Origin of the sequence: Moraxella caprae DSM 19149 (assembly GCF_000426885.1) — a bacterium.
Lineage (GTDB): Bacteria > Pseudomonadota > Gammaproteobacteria > Pseudomonadales > Moraxellaceae > Moraxella > Moraxella caprae.
Genome location: NZ_AUGF01000007.1, coordinates 86,019 through 102,118 on the forward strand (window position 1 = coordinate 86,019; position 16,100 = coordinate 102,118).

The window sequence follows — 16,100 nt, forward strand, 5'->3', positions numbered from 1 at the left end:
ATCAGTTCAACGCCTAAAAAATTGGTTGGGAATAACCCTTATCATACAGTCATCGCTTGCACCGATGAGACCAAACAGCAAATTCTACAAAAACAGTGTTTGTCTTGTGTTTTTGTGTGTGTTTGGCAAAAAATCTTACGCACCTTGATGTGCAAAATAAAAAATTGGGTGGGCTACCTGTGATGAGTTTGATTTATCAATATCTAAAATTCATTTGATATTCTAGGGCGTGCCTACCCTTGATAACATTTTATTAAAATCTGATGAAAATTTAAAACTTTAATCGATTTTTGCATGAAAAAAGGCTAAATCTTGTTTTTCTTCGTCAAAAGTTCATTTGATAGAATTGCTATCAAACTTCACTTTTTCCTTGAAAAACGTGTGATTTCTCTCATTTTTCCTTGCAAATATCAAAGGCAGACACGCCCTAAAAATACGCCATTTTTGGCAAAAATTTCACTTTTGTCATCACTTTATTTGGTAACGTGCTAAACTATATCAGATTTACCCAAATTTTCCTATCAAAATTTTAAAAATTTAACAATATGACCCAAAATTCCCCCAAAACGCCCCAATCGGCTGATGATGCGATTAGCGATTTTAGCCGTGTCAATTTTTTGACCGTAACCGAAAGCCAACACGGACAACGTATTGATAATTTTTTGCTCGCTCGCTTAAAAGGCTTGCCACGCTCGCACCTATATAAGCTCATCAGAGACGATGAAATCCGTATTAACAAAAAACGCTGTAAGCCCCATGACCGCATTAGTACAGGCGATGTCGTGCGTGTTGCTCCCATTCGCCTATCGGTGCGTGATGAGCCTGTGGTGTCAGATGACTTTGCCAAAGGCTTGCTTGGACGAGTGGTGTTTGAAAATGACGGCTTGATTGTGCTAAACAAACCGCACGGCTTGGCGGTGCATGGCGGAAGTGGCGAGAGTTTTGGGGTGATTGAAGCCATGCGAGTGGCAACGGGCAAAAAATATTTAGAACTTATCCATAGGATTGACAAAGACACGTCAGGGCTATTGCTTATCGCCAAAAAACGCAGTACCTTAAAAGACTTACAAGCCCATTTTAGAGAAAAAACCATACAAAAAGACTATCTGTGCGTGGCGCATGGCACGGTAAAGAGCGGTCAAAAAATAGACAAACCGCTCCTTAAATATACCCTAAAAAATGGCGAAAGACGGGTCAAGGTAGATAAAGACGGTAAACCGTCCCAGACTGTGATAGAGGTGCTGGCGACTTTTGAGATAGACGGCATGGCGGTAAGCCTTGTCAAGGCAAGTCCGCTTACAGGACGCACGCACCAAATCCGTGTGCATATGGCAAGTGTCGGTCATGCCTTGCTTGGCGATGACAAATACCAATCGCCCACGCAAGCAAGCCTTGCCACCCAAAAAGGCATAAAACGGCTGTGTCTGCACGCATGGCGGATTGCCGTGCCAAGCGATGATGGTGTGCAGGTGTTTGAAGTGGATATGCCTGATGATATGAGGGGGGTTTGTGAGGGGTAGGGTTTGGGGTTATAATTGCCTAAGATGCCATTTAATAGTTAATGATAAAAGGATAGCCATGATTATTGACCTGCCACCGACCACCGCCCAAATTGTCATAGAACAAGCCGAGCAACAGGACATGACTGCCCAAGAGTGGTTAATTAACAAAATACAAAATGACTATCAACCCAAAGATATGTTGGTAACAGACTTTTAAAAACCCTACCCAATCGTACCCATTTGGGTGATGAATTAGCCCGAAAAAAGGCGGTGCGTGATGAGTGGGATTAAATATTTGATAGATACCTGCTTTATTTTGGGATTATACAACAGCAATCCAAAAGCCATAGAAATTATGGCAGGCGTGCATTTGTCGGAATGTGCCATCAGCCCATTAACCGCATGGAAGTGTTGGGGTTTGAGCTATGAGTACAAGACCACGACAATTTAAGTCGCTTATTGGCAAATTCTCAAAGATTGCCCATTGATGACCAGATAGAAAATAAAGCCATCAGTCTAAGACAGCACCACAAGATAAAATTACCTGATTGTATCATCTTAGCTACCGCCTTAACCCATGATTTACAGCTTTTAACGCTTGATAACGGATTGATGAATAAATACCAAAAAGAGACGCAGGGTTAAGAAGTAAGTAAGGTGCATACCACGCACCACTATGTTTTTAGGCATTGTTAATGGGTAAGTTTTTTTGGATAAATTGGTAGGGAAAAATTGCAATTTGCTCCTACAAATCTATCCAAAATTATCATAAATTAGCAAAGGATTAAAAAATATTGGTGCGTAATACGCACCTTACCATTACGACAGACAAACACAGAACGCTTCCCCAAATCAACCCAATTTCCCCAAAAAGCCCTAGACAATTTGCCAATTTTATTTTACAGTAGTCATTTATATTTTTTGGAAAAACGCCATGAAACCTGTAATGATAGACACGACCGCCCGCCATGAAGCCATTGCCAAATCCATTTCTGACACAGGGCTGTCCCGTGATGAACTTTTGGGGGCGATAGACTTGGGGTCAAACAGTTTTCACTTGGCAATCGCTCGGCTTGACCACGGCGAAGTCCGCCGTATCGCCAGCATTTCTGAAAAAGTGCAATTAGGGGCAGGGCTTGACGAAAACAACGTCCTATCTGAGGAAGCCATGGAGCGTGGCATTGACTGCCTAAAACGCTTTTTGCCCCATGTCAGCGAAATCAGCCCCGACCGCCTAAGGGTGGTGGCAACCAATGCCCTAAGAAAGGCGGTGAACGCCCAAGAATTTATCCGCCGTGCCAATGCTTTTTTGCCAAAGCCCATTGAAGTCATCGCAGGGCGTGAAGAAGCTCGCCTTATCTATCTTGGTGTGTCGCACTCTAACGCCAGTACCGACAAACGCCTTGTGATTGACATTGGTGGGGGCAGTACCGAATTTATCATCGGGCAAGGCTTTGAACCCATTGAAATGGAAAGTTTGCAAATGGGCTGTGTGTCTTTTACTCGCAAATTTTTTGCAGACGGACGTATCAGCGAGCGTGCGTTTGACGGGGCGATGACGGCAACCCAAACCGAGCTGTTAAGTATCGCCAAACGCTACAAAAAAACAGGTTGGGACAACGCTATTGCGTCATCTGGCACGGCAAAGGCGTGTAAACTTGTGCTAGAAGAGCTTGGATTTGCCAAAGATGTCATCACGCTGGACGGCATGACAAAATTAAAAAAACACCTTATCAAACTTGGCAACATTGACAAAATCACCTTTGAAGGGGTAAAAGCTCATCGCCAAGCGGTATTCCCAGCAGGAGTGGCGGAGCTGTTGGCAATCATGCAAGCGCTTGATATTAAAGAGCTTTATTATTCAGACGGGGCGTTGCGTGAAGGCGTGATGTATGACATGCTGGGGCGACTTGACAATGAAGACGTGCGAGACCGTTCGGTGTCCGCCCTTGCTGAGCGGTATTCGGTGGATTTTAAGCAGGCAGGGCGTGTCATGACGACTTGTGGGCGACTGTTTGATATGGTCAAGGCAGATTTGGGCTTTGATGATGAAGACAGGGACTTGCTCCGCCGTGCGTCCAATTTGCATGAGATTGGGCTTGCCGTGGGTCATAGCAACTATCAGCGTCATAGTGCGTATTTGCTTGAATTTTCGGACATTGCAGGATTTGCCCAGACAGGGCAGGCGAGCATGGCTCAGATTGCCCTAAACCACAGACGAAAACTCAAATCCGAAAACCTAGATGTTATTGAAAACTTAGGCGGTCGCAAACTTGCCTATCTGTGCCTGATTTTACGCCTTGCCGTTACCGCCAACCACTCACGCACTATCAAATCCGCTCCCATTTATTTGTCTATTGGCAAAGACAAAGACCACTGGAAAATCACACTAGGGGACGGCCTGCACAAAGAGCTTATCGTTAATGAACTAAATAATGACATTGCCCAATTTGCCAAATGGGGGGTGAAATTGTCGGTGGTTGGCTATCCATGACCGTATACAAGAGCAATGATGACATTCCAAGCCGTATGAGCATTCCCTTGCCGTTTGTCATCATGCGTGAGAATACCACCGAAGAGCGATTTGCAGAGTATCATAAAAAAGACAATCTGCATGGTTGGTTGTTTTGTGCTTTGGTGGTGATAGGGCAACTGTTTGTGTTGGGTCTTTTGTTATCTTTGGGCAATTCGATACTGGATGTTATTTGGTTTTGGCTTCTACTCATCGTGATATTTGCGGTCATTTCAATGATTGACAAATACCAATATAAAAAGCAATTAAAAGTAATTAAAATCTACCAAAAACCACCCCTTTTATTGCCATCACTCATCAGGGCGTGCGTGTGTACGATGTGTTTGGTAAAGAGCTTGTGGCTGTACCGATTGATAAGATAGGAAGTGTTTATATATCTAAGGGCAATCTGTCGTTTGCGATAAGTTATAAAAAGTCATTATGGCATGATTTTTCTTATGTAATCAATTCCAATGAAATGGGAGCTATTTTTTATTTTACCCATCAAAATGAAAAATACATTCCTGAAAGTCTCAAAAGTTGCATTTGGATAATTAGCAATATGGTAAAAATGCTCCAACAAGACCCAACCGCCAGCCATTTCCCTTTTGTCAAGAAAAACTACACCAATGGGCGAACGTGGGACGACCCCTAAACCATTTCCCAAACGCCAAAAAGTATGCTAAACTATATAAGTTTACATTTGTACGAATGATAAGGAAACATTATGAACCAACCTGTGAGCGTTTGGGAAAGTGTCAAACTTGCCCGCCATGCCGACCGTCCGCTGTTTTTGGATTATGTCAAGACGCTATTTACCGAGTTTGATGAGTTGCATGGCGACCGTGCTTTTCATGACGACCGTGCGATTTTGGGCGGTCTTGCTCGTTTTGACGGCAAGCCTGTCATGGTCATCGGTCAGCACCGTGGGCGTTCTACTCGTGAGCGGATTACCCACAATTTTGGTATGGCAAGCCCCGAAGGTTACCGCAAGGTCATTCGCCTTGTGCAGATGGCAGAACGCTTTGGTTTGCCTGTTTTGACATTCATCGACACCCCAGGGGCGTATCCGGGGGTGGGAGCAGAAGAGCGTGGGCAGGCAGAAGCCATTGCCCGTGCCATTGCGGTATTTAGCAGTCTTAATACCCCAATCATCGCTACCGTCATCGGCGAGGGTGGCTCTGGTGGGGCGTTAGCCATTGGCGTGGCGGATAAGGTCAATATGCTCCAAAATAGCATTTATTCGGTCATCAGTCCCGAAGGCTGTGCCTCTATCCTATGGAAAACCGCCGAAAAAGCCCCTGATGCGTCCGAAGCGTTGAAACTGTCGGCAAATAATTTGCACCAGTTAGGACTCATTGATGAAGTTGTGGACGAAGGGGCTGGTGGACATATTGAGCCTGATGTGGTGATGACAAATTTGAAAAATTTGTTAAACGAGCAATTAAACGAGCTTGAAATGCTGGGCAAAAATGAGCTGCTCGCTGGGCGGTACGAGCGTCTTATGAGATTTAATTCTAAGATTTCGCTGTGATTGTGATGTTCGACAAACCGCCAAAAAGGGCGGTTTATTATTGCCAAAACTACCGACAATACAGGCAAAATTTGCTATAATACCACGTTTTATCCAGACCAACGCCATGACCGCATACGCCCCCACCGATGAGCAATTATCCGCCCTAAATATGGCGATGACAGGCGATTCCTTTAAAATCGTGGCGTATGCAGGGGCAGGCAAGACCACGACACTCAAACTCATCAGCGAAAATTTGCGTGGGCGTGGGCTGTATTTGGCATTTAATAAGTCCATCGCTAGCGAAGCCCAAGGCAAATTTCCCCCCAATGTCAAATGCCAAACCTTTCACTCGCTCGCCTATCGCCATGTGCCACAGGGCATTACCGCCAAAGTGAGCCTGCCACGGCTGACCCCTGCTAGGCTGGCAACGGAGCTTGGCTTGAGTGCCATCGAAGTGGAGCGAAGTTTTGACGGGGTCAAAAAATCCGTGGTGCTGACACCTGCCAAACTTGCTAATATCATAAGCGAAGCCATCATTACGTTTTGTAAGACGTCATCTGCCTATCCTGCCCCACGCCACATCACGCCCCCGTCTTGGTTGTCGAATGCTGACAAGGTGCGATTGCAAGAGCTACTCTATCCTGCCTTTGAATATCGCTGGCTGTCGTCTATCGACCCCCGCCACAGTGCAGGGATAGGGCATGATGTCTATCTAAAACTGTGGACGCTCTCAAATCCCATTATTCCTGCCGACTTCATCCTGTTTGACGAAGCCCAAGACGCTGACCCGCTCATGATGGGGGCGTTATTACAACAAAATAAGCAGACCATCTATGTCGGGGATGCTCATCAGCAGATTTATGAATGGCGGGGGGCGACCAACGCCATGAAACGCTTGCCGTATCCTGCCACGCTACTTACGCAGTCGTTTCGCTTTGGTGATGAGATTGCCAAAGTTGCCAATATTTTTTTAAAGGCATTACAAGAAGAAATCCCTCTAAAAGGCAACCCTGCCAAACATTCGATGACCGCACGCCTACTGGCAAATGGGCAAAAAGATGCCATTCTTTGTCGTACCAACGCCAACGCCATGGCGCGTCTGTTGGCAGGGCAAAAGATGGGGCATAAAGTCGCCTTGCAAGCGGACAGTGCAAGGATACTGCGATTTTGCCAAGGAGCGGACAGCTTAAAACATGGCAAATCCGCCTATGGCACGCCCGAGCTTGCCTTTTTTAGTCATTGGGGCGAAGTCCAAGAGTTTAGCGAGACAGGCGAAGGCAGTGACCTAAAAACATGGGTGCGACTCATCGAAGAGCATGGCACCAAGACCATCACATCCGCCATCAATAACCTAACCAAGCATTCATACGCTGACTATGTCGTCTCTACCGCCCACAAATCCAAGGGGCTAGAATGGGGCAGGGTGCAGATAGATGATGACTTTTTGTACGATGTCAATCGCCAAACCGTCAAAATCAGCCCCGAAGAGCTACGCCTGCTCTATGTCGCCTGCACTCGGGGCAAGGACGTGCTGGACGTAGACGGCATTAAGGAGCTGTTGGCAGGACTGGTCAGTGGTAAGAAATTGGTGTATGGGTAAGGTAATGGGTGTAGTGATTTAAATTGGGGATGACATGGGGCGATTTGTTACATCCATTTTAAAAAGAGACGTGTAAAAAAGGGCGTGTATGCCACGCCCCCATGTATTATGCATTTGATGAATGAGATGTTATTTACCAGACTTGCCAAAATTTTTACCAAACGTCTTATTGGTAAAATCAACCGCTTTATTTATATAAGGACGAGCCTGCTCAAAATATGGCTTGGCTTGTTTGACATAATCGGCATAAGGTTCAGGCAAGCTCGCCCCCTGCTTGGCAACACCTGCAAACCACAGTACGAGCTTATAATCGCCCGAGATGACCACATCGCCATCTTGGACGGCACTCATAAAACTGGTGATGTCGCCTTTGGCAAGCAGTCGCACGCCCGTCATGGAGTCTTTAAAATCAATGGTCAAATCAGCATGTCTGGCAGTCCCCAACGCCTGCCCAAAATGCCCATCAACAAAGCGGTAGTAGCGTGCCACGTCATCGCCACTTTTAAATTGAATGGCGAGTTCTTTGTCTTTGACTAGGTTGTGATAAGTCTCGTTATCGCCCTTGGATAGGGCTGACAGTCGCAGTCCTAAGCCGTACAGCAGGGCGTCCAAAGGGTCGGTTTTTACGTCGATGATGGGTAAAGTTAGCATGATGTTCTCAAAATGGCAAAATAAAAAATAATACTCTAACGCAAATCCGAGCGTTTATAAAGTGTTTTTTGGTAACTTGGATTTATCAGTGCTTATCAAAGCGATGACCCATGGCGTACAGCACGCCTTCTAGTCCTGTGATATTAACCGAAGTGTCAGCTTTAACACGCACGATGGGCTTGGCTTTATAGGCAACACCAATGTCGCTAATCGCCATCATGGGCAAGTCGTTTGCCCCATCGCCCACGCACACCACTTCTTCCATGTCTATCGCCATCTTATCAGCGACATGAGCGACAATGCGGGCTTTGGCTTTGCCGTCAATGATATCAGACCCAACCCCGCCTGTCAGCTTACCGCCTGTTGCCAGTAGGGGATTGGCATGATATTCATCCATGCCCAACGTCTCGGCAACATATTTGGCAAACGGGGTAAAGCCCCCTGATATCAGCACCGTGCGACAGTCTTTGCTTTTTAGGGCTTTGATGGTGGCAAATGCCCCCTCTGAGAAGCTGATGTGGTCTTTGATGATATCATCAACCACCGAGACATCCACACCCTCTAAGAGTGCCACACGTTTGGCAAAACTTTCATTAAAATCTATCTCACCACGCATGGCAGATTCGGTAATTTCTGCAACCTTGTCCGCCACACCGGCAATACGTGCCAACTCAACGATAACCTCTTGATGAATGAGCGTTGAATCCATGTCAAAACAAACAAGTTTATGACGGCGAAGCATTTGGGCGATGGATAGGATATGAACGTCAATATAGCCTTTTTTGAGTTGTGTCATCTGCTCGGGGGTAAGTTCGGATACTTGCCCTGTCTCATCAACTTGAAATTGATAGTTGGGCTTGGGCTTTAAGGTTTTTCTTAGATAAGCCGTCAGCTGTTCATCGATGATATAGGCGACCGCCTCACGCTTGTCGGCATTCATCTCTTTGTGGTCGGTTGGGATGAGTAGATAACGATATACCGCCACGTCAGAGAGATGCTCATGAGTACCAATCAGATGTGCATTAGCAACCGCCATCTCATCATCAGCGACCACCACAGCTTGCCAGCCCCTTTGCTCACTGCTCCATGCTTGCACCACGTCATCCATTTGCCGACCACTGTCTGTCAGTTTATCAACTGCTGTCTTTGCTACCACCACAATAATGGCAAAAACGGGCAACTGTTTTAGAGCTTGAATACTGCCTGTTGTACCCTCAGGTAGGAGATGTGCCACACGGTCAATGGCATTTTGCCATGCCTTAGAATCTTTGGGAAATGCGTAAGTATTCATCGTTAGTACTCGTTATTGTTGATGTTGCGTTTTATTGTAACATTTTTAGCTGAGCAATGAAAAGTTAAAATTGGCATGAACATGAATTATTGAAATTTTATAACAACTTGGTCAATATTATGTAAAAATTTTATCCAAATCATGCCAGTATGAGTTTAAGTGCTTAAAATTTCACAAAAAAAATGATAAAATCTACACCCTATTTGTCTACACGCCCAATGAACGATTCATCATGACCTATCCTGCCCCCCGTCACGGCTTATTTGCTGTTTTTATTTTGGTAAGCCTAACCCTAAATTTGCTGTTTTTTGTCATCAGTGCCGAGCGACAGCAAAAAGAGCGTTATGAGCGTAGCATACAGGCAGAAGCGGTGGCGATTGCCGAAGAGCTGTCCGCACCGCTTAGCATTAACGACCGCATCAGCATGAGCGTGGTGGCAAATCGCTACATTCGGGGCGATGACGTGGCATTTGTGGGGGTGTATGATGTTAATGACAATCTGCTCGTGCCTGTGGGCAAAGAGACAAATGGGCATGCGGTCAAAGAAGTGGTGACAGGCAGTCAAAGCGTGTTGGGCCATGTGACGGTGCAGACGCATGAGATTAATCGAGCCAAGATTATCTCTGATAACTGGATGTATCTGGTGGGCGTGGCGTTTTTACATGCACTGCTATTGCTTATTTATGGCTATGTGGCACGCCCGACCGATGCCATCCGCCTTGAGATTTCCCATGACGTGCGTAACCGCCTGCTTGCCAAGGGACTGCTGTATGATGTCAATCAAAAGAACCACGCCCACAGCAGTGGCGACCCCATCGGCACTCAAACAGGCTCATCTAGTGCACATCACGCCAAGCATGACACGCCCTCCGCCCAATCTGAACCGTCACATCAAACACAAAGCGAGCATACTTATGTCATCCAAGCCCGCTTTGACGACCCCAACGACCTGCTTGCCACGGTGGGCAATCAGACCAAAAACGTCTATTTTTCGCTGTGCCATCAGCTACTTAGTAAGGCGACCACCGAACTGCTTGCCCTGCCTGTGTTTTATGGGGTCAGTGTCGAGAGTATCTCGCCCTTTGGTGACCAAGGCTGTCGTATCGTGCTGTCAGGCAAAGACAAATACAGCAAATCTGCCCTAGCATCCATCCTGCTGGCACGGCTGATACTCATGCTCAATCAAACCATCTATGACAAGCACCGTGAACTCAAACGCTTTGCCCTGCCCATGCGTACTTATGTCAGCGACATCGCCCGTCAAGACGAAGTGGTGAGCGTGGGCATAAAACACCGCAAAACGCCATTGGTGCTGATGCCAAATCGTGTCATCACGGATTTATCGTCTCACGGTAATTTTCTAAAACTTGCCGACCCGATTAGTGTCGCCGAGCGTGAATGCCGTCATCTAAGACACGTGAGCGTATCCCATGCCGAGATATTGGAGCGAGTGCGAGACAAGGTATTGCTGTCTGGCTGATGGATAAACATGGGGAATGGTGGTAATATTTTTAAAAATTTACTTGACAAAAGATGATTTTACCTTTATAAGGATTTTGAAATTGGGTCAGTTTGTTTTTGCCAAATTGATTTAAAAATAAAAACAAATTTATCCATTTTGCCCATTATTTACCCCAACCCATTTATCCAAAAGGAGTTATCATGAGCGGTCTTGATGATGATTTTGATGATGATAATTTTGAAGAAGATGCCGATGCCCAACTGGCAGACGACACCAAAGCCAAACCCTTAGAAAAACGCCTTAAAATCGACGCCATGCTCGAAGAGCAACGCCTAAATAAACTCATGCGTGCCTTAGAAGATGACGATGATTTTGCCGAATTTGATGATTTGGACGATGATGATTTTGATGCCTAAACTTGCCTTAGGCTAAGTTTAGTGTTGTCATTTGCCTGTCATCTAATTATACCACTTTTAGCCATGCTATTGTAATCCAAACCCTAAGAGTACACCCATGACCCGTGATGAATTAATAACACTACTATACAGCGAAGAGACGAACCCTTATGGCTTTGACCCTGTTGCCACGCATGGGTTTTTGACCGCCAGTATCGTCGGCAAGCCTCTGCCAAATTGGCTGTCTGTCTATTTTAATGGGCATGAAAATGACGTGAGCGATGATGTCAAAACCGCCCTGACGGCATGGCGAGATGAGATTTATCAAACCTTAAAAGACGAAGAGCCTGTTGAACTGCCCTTTGATGCTGACGACGACGAAGAAGACTTTGGTGAAGACTCAGACGTGGTGGCGTGGTGTATCGGCTTTATCGAGGCGATGTATGGCGATGAGTCTGTGGACTGGTTTGATGATGCCGACACCGAAGAAGACGTGGCGGAGCTGACCTTGCCGATGGTTATCTTGTCAGGCATGGACGAAGAGAGTGAAGAGCTTGGCATGATGAGAGGTGACATTGACATGATGGTACAGCTCGCCAATAGCCTAGAAGGCAATGTTACTGAGCTGTTTTTGTTGTTTCATACCAATGATTGATGGCGATGACTATACCGATTTTTATCATTTTTGATAATTTTTATAAAAATTAGTCATAATTATGCCAAGCTTTGTGACAAAATGATTAAAAATGCGTTATAATAGAAGTGTAAAACCATTTTACACTTCTTTTTATTAACACAGGTAACCCCCAATGTTAAAACACATTCTTTTAGCGACCAGCGTAATTGCGTTGTCTGCCACAGCGTCTGCCAACCTAACTTTTAAAGCAGGTCTAGGCTATCTTAACCCAACTGCCGAAAAAGACATTGCCGCAGGTCTCCCAAATGCCAAAGTAAGCAGTGAGATGGCGGTATTGCCTTCTTTTGACTATCGCTTTGCCAACAGCCTATTTTCAGCAGAGTTGTTATTGGCGAGCCCATTTGAACACACCGTAAGTGTTGGTGCCAATGATGCCAACAGAGGCGATGTGGCTAAATTCAAGCACCTACCACCAACTTTGACTTTTAAATATAACACCCCAGAATACAACGGTTTTGGTGCTAACATCGGTATTGGTGCGACTGTACTTGTGCCTTATGAAGAAGAGCTTCTTGGTAGCAATGCCAAACTAGAAGCAGACACTGTCGTTGCTCCTGCCGCTCAAATTGGTGTAACTTACTCTAAGCCATCATCACCATGGGGCGTGTTTGCTGACGTGCGTTATGTAGACCTAAAAACTGATTTGGAAGTTGACGGTGTCAAAATCGGTGAGCTAGAAGTGAACCCTGTGGTCTATGCCCTAGGTGTTAGCCACAAATTCTAATCTGTATATCAGTTAGACGTCAAATCCCTGACCGTCGGTTGGGGATTTTTATTTATAAAAATCTTTACAAGTGTTTTAAATGAGTTATGCTACAGCCAACAAAATTGAATTTTACTACACAAACCGTTCGCCCTGAGCCTGCCTGCGGGTTGGTTTCCGTCATGGTTCGACAGGCTTACCACGAACAGAAAACCGTGGTACTTTTTCATTTTGTAGAGTGTACGTTTTGTCGCCGACATTCCCAAAACCAGCGTGGGCAAGCACGACAAAAAGGTGATTCGCACGCTTGTGGCGGATGGTGAGTTGTAACTGATTGCCATAGGCTTTATGGGGCTGACTTTGCACCCCAAAATTGGCATTATTAAAGGACGTGCTCAGCACGTCCCTACATCCACATGACATGAATTTGTGGTAATTTTATAATTCTTTGACTGTATAACAGAAGTGGGGCAGGATAACAGAAGTAGGGCAGGTGGTCAAGACAACTGGCGATATCTGACCTGTTCTGCCCATAGCTTACGACTGTTTAAGGGTTTGTAGTCAAGTAGGTAGTCTATCATCGCCTGATGTACCTGTCCGAGCAGTGCCAAGGCGGTGGGGCTTGGCTGATGATGGTCTGTCTTGCTGACTGCCCTAATCAGTGCCCCTGATGTGCCAGTGCCGTCGGTGCTAACAAAGCCCCGTGTGGGGATAAAGTCATAATATGCCTGCACATCAATCGCCTGCCCTGTCTCATCTGCACCCCAGTCAATGCCTACACCCAGCTCATCAAACAACGTTCTCTCAAACTGCCTTAGTGTCCGTTTCATCTTGTTCATGTTGCTCATCTCATGAGCGGTGTTGTTGCCCGTTTTATTATTTCTATCATCGCCCATGTCATGACTGACAGCTTGGAGTTGTGTCACGCTGTCATGGTAGTGTTGCCATAGGGCGGGGCAGGGGTTTTCGGGGGCGATGAGTCGGCAGATGAGTTCATTAAGATAGAGTAGGGCGTACTGATTTTGCCCCAAAGAGCGTGGGGGCGATGTGGTCGTGATGTGAATTTGGGTGAAGTTTTTTAGGGTGTTTTGCCCACTGGCAAACAGCTCAATCACTGCAAAGGACGGCATGCCACGCACGCCTACGCCATGCACCACGCCATGTTCGGCACTAAAAAACTGATAAATCGCCCGTTTTTCTTGATAGGCTCGGGCATGTAGTAGATAGCCGGTCAGTGGCTCGTTTTTCATGATGGGTCGCTGGGTGTATAAAATAACAGTTTGGTGCTAGTGATAACTAAGGGTTTATTTTGGTGGATTATAAAAACCGCCTAAACAATACAGGACTTTGTCTTAAAAGAGTTTGGGCGTCTTGTATGGCGGTAAAATCCTTATCACTCATCTGTTTTTGGTGGTCGGTGGTGGGTAGTATAAGTAGTACTTTGCCTGATGTGAGGTTGTCGGTGGTAAGCCACAACTTTTCAAATTGCTTGCGTGTCAGCGTGCGGTTGCCCCAACTGCTATCCGCCAAATAAACATTTTGCTTGTCAATGGCACGCACCACACTAAAATGGTCGCTCCGTTTGTGATTGACATAAACGATGGCAGGGATTTTGATTTTGGCAAGTGTGTCATAATCCATCATCATACCACGAGCGGTGTAGCCGTATTTTTCACTCACTTTTGCCAAATCCAAAAACGATGCCATCACGTCATCTAATGCCATGTCGTCCAAAATCTCGCTTTCGGTTTTAGGGTTTTGATAAAAGTATGTCAAAACGGTGGATAGCGATGACGCACCGCACGAATAATCCACGTCTTGCTTGGTCAGCTGACTGTCTTTGATGTCTTTCCACGTGGTTTTTGTACTAAGGGAATTTGGCGTGTACCAATCAGCATGAGCATATGTCGCCATGATGGTTGATATTACCAGCCCAATTTTTAAAAAATGTGTCATGTCAGTCGGCAGTGTCTGATTTGGTTTGACGGTATTTTTGAGATAAAGGCGGTGGCAATGCACCAAGTTTGGTTGTCAATCCCACTGACAGCGTACTTCCACCATCGCCAGAGATGGGCATACGAACATTGGCAGTTAGGTTGCTCCGAGCGGTCAAGGCATAGGCAAATCCTAGATTTAGCGTGGTTTGGGTGCTTCTGTTTTCGAATTTACCCAGCTCATTTTTGTCCGCCCATTTATGGCGTACGCCCACTCCACCTGTCAGCGTGATGTCAGGATTAACCGCAAAACCCACTGAGCCGTTTAATGTCGCTGTATCACCCAACTCCACACGAGTACCCACGTTAGTCTGACGATTTGCCTGATATTGATAAGTCCCTGTCAGACTAAGTACGATGGGGTCATTGACCGTATAAGTGGTAAAGCCAACCAGTGCTGACGTGCCACTTTTGCTTTTAAGCCCTTGTGTGTTGTCATATAGCGATAACTCGCCAAAGCCAATCATGTCAGGCAGTTTGGCATGATTTTTGGTAAATTGGTATTGGGCACTAAGGCTGATGTCATTGAGATGAGTGTTGCTTGACTTTGACAATTCCGCACCATTTTGGTGGCGTGCATTACGATAGATGGCATTCGTTTTTACGCCCATTTCTAGCTTATCGCTCACGCCATAACGCACGCCCAGCCCTGCAATCAGGCTATCGGTATTGGCATTACTCTCGCCGATGGATGGCATATACAGCGTGCGACCCTGCCCCAAATCCACCATCTCAAAACCCTGTGTGGCGACAGATGAACGATGATGATTATAATAGCTCAAATCCGTATCAAGCTTAAAGCGGTTTTTATCCGCCAATAGGTCATCGACTGTAAGAGGGAGGTCGGCGTGAGTAACACTTGCAAATAACAAGATGCCAACAGCTAGAATGATTTTAAATAAGTACATTATTATTTCCCATCTTTCTTATAAATATGCAATATAGCAACCATGCCCATAAAAGGGTAGCATAAAGACATACCAATATAAAGCAAAGAGTTATTTGATATTCCTAATGATTTGATGGAAAGCAAACCCATCAATAGTAAAAAAACTAATGCAAAGCAAATATTTTGTAAGGTTAAGCTTTCTTTTTTTATGAAAGTATTAAAAAATTGAAATATAGAAAACAGTAGCATTGTTGCCAAGAAATAAGAGAATTTATCCATAATCTAAAACTTTCCAAAATTATTTGAATTGTGATGGAAATAACAACATAAATCCACCACAATCTTGCAAGATAGAGATATTTTTAGATTTATTTTCTCATTTTATTGTTTGCTATACTACCACCAGCAAGTACAATTCCGCCACCGATAATTGGAGCTCTGATTGCTCCGATAGGTGTTGCTGCTACTGCTCCGCCAATAGCTCCGCTACCAAAAGCTGTGGCATATCCACGCCAAGTTCTTTGATTTTTTGGTACATTGTGAGCATAACTGCCAAGATTGTAAAAGCCACCAACTGCCGCTGCTCCTGCAATGTATGGCAACGCCGCCCCCTCTGTCTCCTGCATTTCTGCAAGTGTCATGTCTGTTGTTTGCAGATTTTCCACATCATCAAAAGCGAAGGATAGGTCGATATTTTGAGTAGATAATTCCACACTCGGTGTGTTATAATGAGCAGTCGTCTCTGCAAATGCAGGAGCGATGGCTACGGTAGCACTTAGTGCTAGGATTGAGAGTTTTTTCATATGTTTTCCTTATTAACGTTGTGAAAAAACCATCAGTCTGATACTGATAGCCGATAACTACACTAAGATGATGATGGTGAGAGAT

Annotated in this window: 19 protein-coding genes; 12 read left to right on the forward strand and 7 right to left on the reverse strand. The window is 45.4% G+C overall.

All coding sequences use genetic code 11. The features are described 5' to 3' along the window. Window positions 1–545 precede the first annotated feature (545 nt). The 8 genes from K941_RS14545 to K941_RS0102885 all read left to right on the forward strand — a co-directional run bounded on the left by K941_RS14545 (window position 546) and on the right by K941_RS0102885 (window position 7,130). Window positions 546–1,520, forward strand: a complete 975-nt coding sequence (locus K941_RS14545) for an RluA family pseudouridine synthase (RefSeq protein ID WP_036387329.1) — start codon at window positions 546–548, stop codon at window positions 1,518–1,520. 58 nt (window positions 1,521–1,578) lie between these two features. After that, complete coding sequence (locus tag K941_RS17025; RefSeq protein WP_156892291.1) at window positions 1,579–1,719, forward strand: hypothetical protein; 141 nt, start codon at window positions 1,579–1,581, stop codon at window positions 1,717–1,719. A gap of 60 nt (window positions 1,720–1,779) precedes the next feature. After that, on the forward strand, window positions 1,780–1,953 hold the full coding sequence (locus tag K941_RS17030; protein WP_156892292.1) for a hypothetical protein: 174 nt from the start codon (window positions 1,780–1,782) through the stop codon (window positions 1,951–1,953). An 8-nt stretch (window positions 1,954–1,961) separates the two neighbouring features. Then, window positions 1,962–2,147: a PIN domain-containing protein gene (locus tag K941_RS16710; RefSeq protein WP_084137655.1), complete on the forward strand. Its 186-nt coding sequence runs from the start codon at window positions 1,962–1,964 to the stop codon at window positions 2,145–2,147. A gap of 289 nt (window positions 2,148–2,436) precedes the next feature. Beyond that, complete coding sequence (gene ppx / locus K941_RS0102865; protein WP_084137656.1) at window positions 2,437–3,996, forward strand: exopolyphosphatase; 1,560 nt, start codon at window positions 2,437–2,439, stop codon at window positions 3,994–3,996. Next, window positions 3,993–4,397, forward strand: a complete 405-nt coding sequence (locus K941_RS0102870; protein WP_029102425.1) for a hypothetical protein — start codon at window positions 3,993–3,995, stop codon at window positions 4,395–4,397. The genes ppx and K941_RS0102870 overlap by 4 nt, the downstream gene beginning before the upstream one ends. 344 nt (window positions 4,398–4,741) lie before the next feature. After that, entirely contained in the window at window positions 4,742–5,548 is an 807-nt protein-coding gene (locus tag K941_RS0102880) for an acetyl-CoA carboxylase carboxyltransferase subunit alpha (RefSeq protein WP_029102426.1), read from the forward strand. 106 nt (window positions 5,549–5,654) lie between these two features. Further along, the gene (locus tag K941_RS0102885) at window positions 5,655–7,130 is read left to right on the forward strand and encodes a UvrD-helicase domain-containing protein (protein ID WP_029102427.1); all 1,476 of its coding nucleotides are present in this window, start codon (window positions 5,655–5,657) and stop codon (window positions 7,128–7,130) included. A 129-nt stretch (window positions 7,131–7,259) separates the two neighbouring features. Here K941_RS0102885 and K941_RS14550 read toward each other — a convergent pair whose 3' ends face one another. Then, window positions 7,260–7,781 (reverse strand): hypothetical protein, encoded by a 522-nt coding sequence (locus K941_RS14550; RefSeq protein ID WP_051225827.1) that lies wholly within the window; start codon window positions 7,779–7,781, stop codon window positions 7,260–7,262. An 85-nt stretch (window positions 7,782–7,866) separates the two neighbouring features. After that, window positions 7,867–9,072 (reverse strand): phosphoserine phosphatase SerB, encoded by a 1,206-nt coding sequence (serB, locus tag K941_RS0102895; RefSeq protein WP_029102428.1) that lies wholly within the window; start codon window positions 9,070–9,072, stop codon window positions 7,867–7,869. A 232-nt stretch (window positions 9,073–9,304) separates the two neighbouring features. Between serB and K941_RS0102900 the strand changes: the two genes are divergently transcribed. The 4 genes from K941_RS0102900 (at window position 9,305) to K941_RS0102920 (ending at window position 12,350) form a co-directional block, all read left to right on the forward strand. Further along, on the forward strand, window positions 9,305–10,552 hold the full coding sequence (locus tag K941_RS0102900; RefSeq protein ID WP_029102429.1) for a hypothetical protein: 1,248 nt from the start codon (window positions 9,305–9,307) through the stop codon (window positions 10,550–10,552). A gap of 182 nt (window positions 10,553–10,734) precedes the next feature. After that, window positions 10,735–10,950 (forward strand): PA3496 family putative envelope integrity protein, encoded by a 216-nt coding sequence (locus tag K941_RS0102910; protein ID WP_029102430.1) that lies wholly within the window; start codon window positions 10,735–10,737, stop codon window positions 10,948–10,950. Between the two features lie 97 nt (window positions 10,951–11,047). Then, a complete protein-coding gene (locus K941_RS0102915) occupies window positions 11,048–11,584 on the forward strand; it encodes a YecA/YgfB family protein (RefSeq protein WP_029102431.1) in 537 nt (178 codons plus the stop codon). A 154-nt stretch (window positions 11,585–11,738) separates the two neighbouring features. Next, window positions 11,739–12,350: an OmpW/AlkL family protein gene (locus tag K941_RS0102920; RefSeq protein ID WP_029102432.1), complete on the forward strand. Its 612-nt coding sequence runs from the start codon at window positions 11,739–11,741 to the stop codon at window positions 12,348–12,350. Between the two features lie 159 nt (window positions 12,351–12,509). Here K941_RS0102920 and K941_RS0102925 read toward each other — a convergent pair whose 3' ends face one another. The 5 genes from K941_RS0102925 to K941_RS0102950 all read right to left on the reverse strand — a co-directional run bounded on the left by K941_RS0102925 (window position 12,510) and on the right by K941_RS0102950 (window position 16,015). After that, the gene (locus tag K941_RS0102925) at window positions 12,510–12,731 is read right to left on the reverse strand and encodes a hypothetical protein (protein WP_029102433.1); all 222 of its coding nucleotides are present in this window, start codon (window positions 12,729–12,731) and stop codon (window positions 12,510–12,512) included. 95 nt (window positions 12,732–12,826) lie between these two features. Beyond that, window positions 12,827–13,579, reverse strand: a complete 753-nt coding sequence (gene recO, locus K941_RS0102930) for a DNA repair protein RecO (RefSeq protein ID WP_029102434.1) — start codon at window positions 13,577–13,579, stop codon at window positions 12,827–12,829. Window positions 13,580–13,646: 67 nt separating this feature from the next. After that, on the reverse strand, window positions 13,647–14,243 hold the full coding sequence (locus K941_RS14555) for a C39 family peptidase (protein ID WP_167539582.1): 597 nt from the start codon (window positions 14,241–14,243) through the stop codon (window positions 13,647–13,649). Between the two features lie 43 nt (window positions 14,244–14,286). After that, window positions 14,287–15,231, reverse strand: a complete 945-nt coding sequence (locus tag K941_RS0102940) for a transporter family protein (protein WP_029102435.1) — start codon at window positions 15,229–15,231, stop codon at window positions 14,287–14,289. Window positions 15,232–15,580: 349 nt separating this feature from the next. Beyond that, entirely contained in the window at window positions 15,581–16,015 is a 435-nt protein-coding gene (locus K941_RS0102950) for a hypothetical protein (RefSeq protein ID WP_029102437.1), read from the reverse strand. Window positions 16,016–16,100: the final 85 nt, after the last annotated feature.

Excerpts from the sequence above, each read along its gene's own strand:
- K941_RS14545 (WP_036387329.1), top strand. The coding sequence starts at position 546 with ATGACCCAAAATTCCCCCAAAACGCCCCAATCGGCTGATGATGCGATT.
- K941_RS17025 (WP_156892291.1), top strand. The coding sequence starts at position 1,579 with ATGATTATTGACCTGCCACCGACCACCGCCCAAATTGTCATAGAACAA.
- K941_RS17030 (WP_156892292.1), top strand. The coding sequence starts at position 1,780 with ATGAGTGGGATTAAATATTTGATAGATACCTGCTTTATTTTGGGATTA.
- ppx (WP_084137656.1), top strand. The coding sequence starts at position 2,437 with ATGAAACCTGTAATGATAGACACGACCGCCCGCCATGAAGCCATTGCC.
- K941_RS0102870 (WP_029102425.1), top strand. The coding sequence starts at position 3,993 with ATGACCGTATACAAGAGCAATGATGACATTCCAAGCCGTATGAGCATT.
- K941_RS0102880 (WP_029102426.1), top strand. The coding sequence starts at position 4,742 with ATGAACCAACCTGTGAGCGTTTGGGAAAGTGTCAAACTTGCCCGCCAT.
- K941_RS0102885 (WP_029102427.1), top strand. The coding sequence starts at position 5,655 with ATGACCGCATACGCCCCCACCGATGAGCAATTATCCGCCCTAAATATG.
- K941_RS14550 (WP_051225827.1), bottom strand. The coding sequence starts at position 7,781 with ATGCTAACTTTACCCATCATCGACGTAAAAACCGACCCTTTGGACGCC.
- serB (WP_029102428.1), bottom strand. The coding sequence starts at position 9,072 with ATGAATACTTACGCATTTCCCAAAGATTCTAAGGCATGGCAAAATGCC.
- K941_RS0102900 (WP_029102429.1), top strand. The coding sequence starts at position 9,305 with ATGACCTATCCTGCCCCCCGTCACGGCTTATTTGCTGTTTTTATTTTG.
- K941_RS0102910 (WP_029102430.1), top strand. The coding sequence starts at position 10,735 with ATGAGCGGTCTTGATGATGATTTTGATGATGATAATTTTGAAGAAGAT.
- K941_RS0102915 (WP_029102431.1), top strand. The coding sequence starts at position 11,048 with ATGACCCGTGATGAATTAATAACACTACTATACAGCGAAGAGACGAAC.
- K941_RS0102920 (WP_029102432.1), top strand. The coding sequence starts at position 11,739 with ATGTTAAAACACATTCTTTTAGCGACCAGCGTAATTGCGTTGTCTGCC.
- recO (WP_029102434.1), bottom strand. The coding sequence starts at position 13,579 with ATGAAAAACGAGCCACTGACCGGCTATCTACTACATGCCCGAGCCTAT.
- K941_RS14555 (WP_167539582.1), bottom strand. The coding sequence starts at position 14,243 with ATGGCGACATATGCTCATGCTGATTGGTACACGCCAAATTCCCTTAGT.
- K941_RS0102940 (WP_029102435.1), bottom strand. The coding sequence starts at position 15,231 with ATGTACTTATTTAAAATCATTCTAGCTGTTGGCATCTTGTTATTTGCA.
- K941_RS0102950 (WP_029102437.1), bottom strand. The coding sequence starts at position 16,015 with ATGAAAAAACTCTCAATCCTAGCACTAAGTGCTACCGTAGCCATCGCT.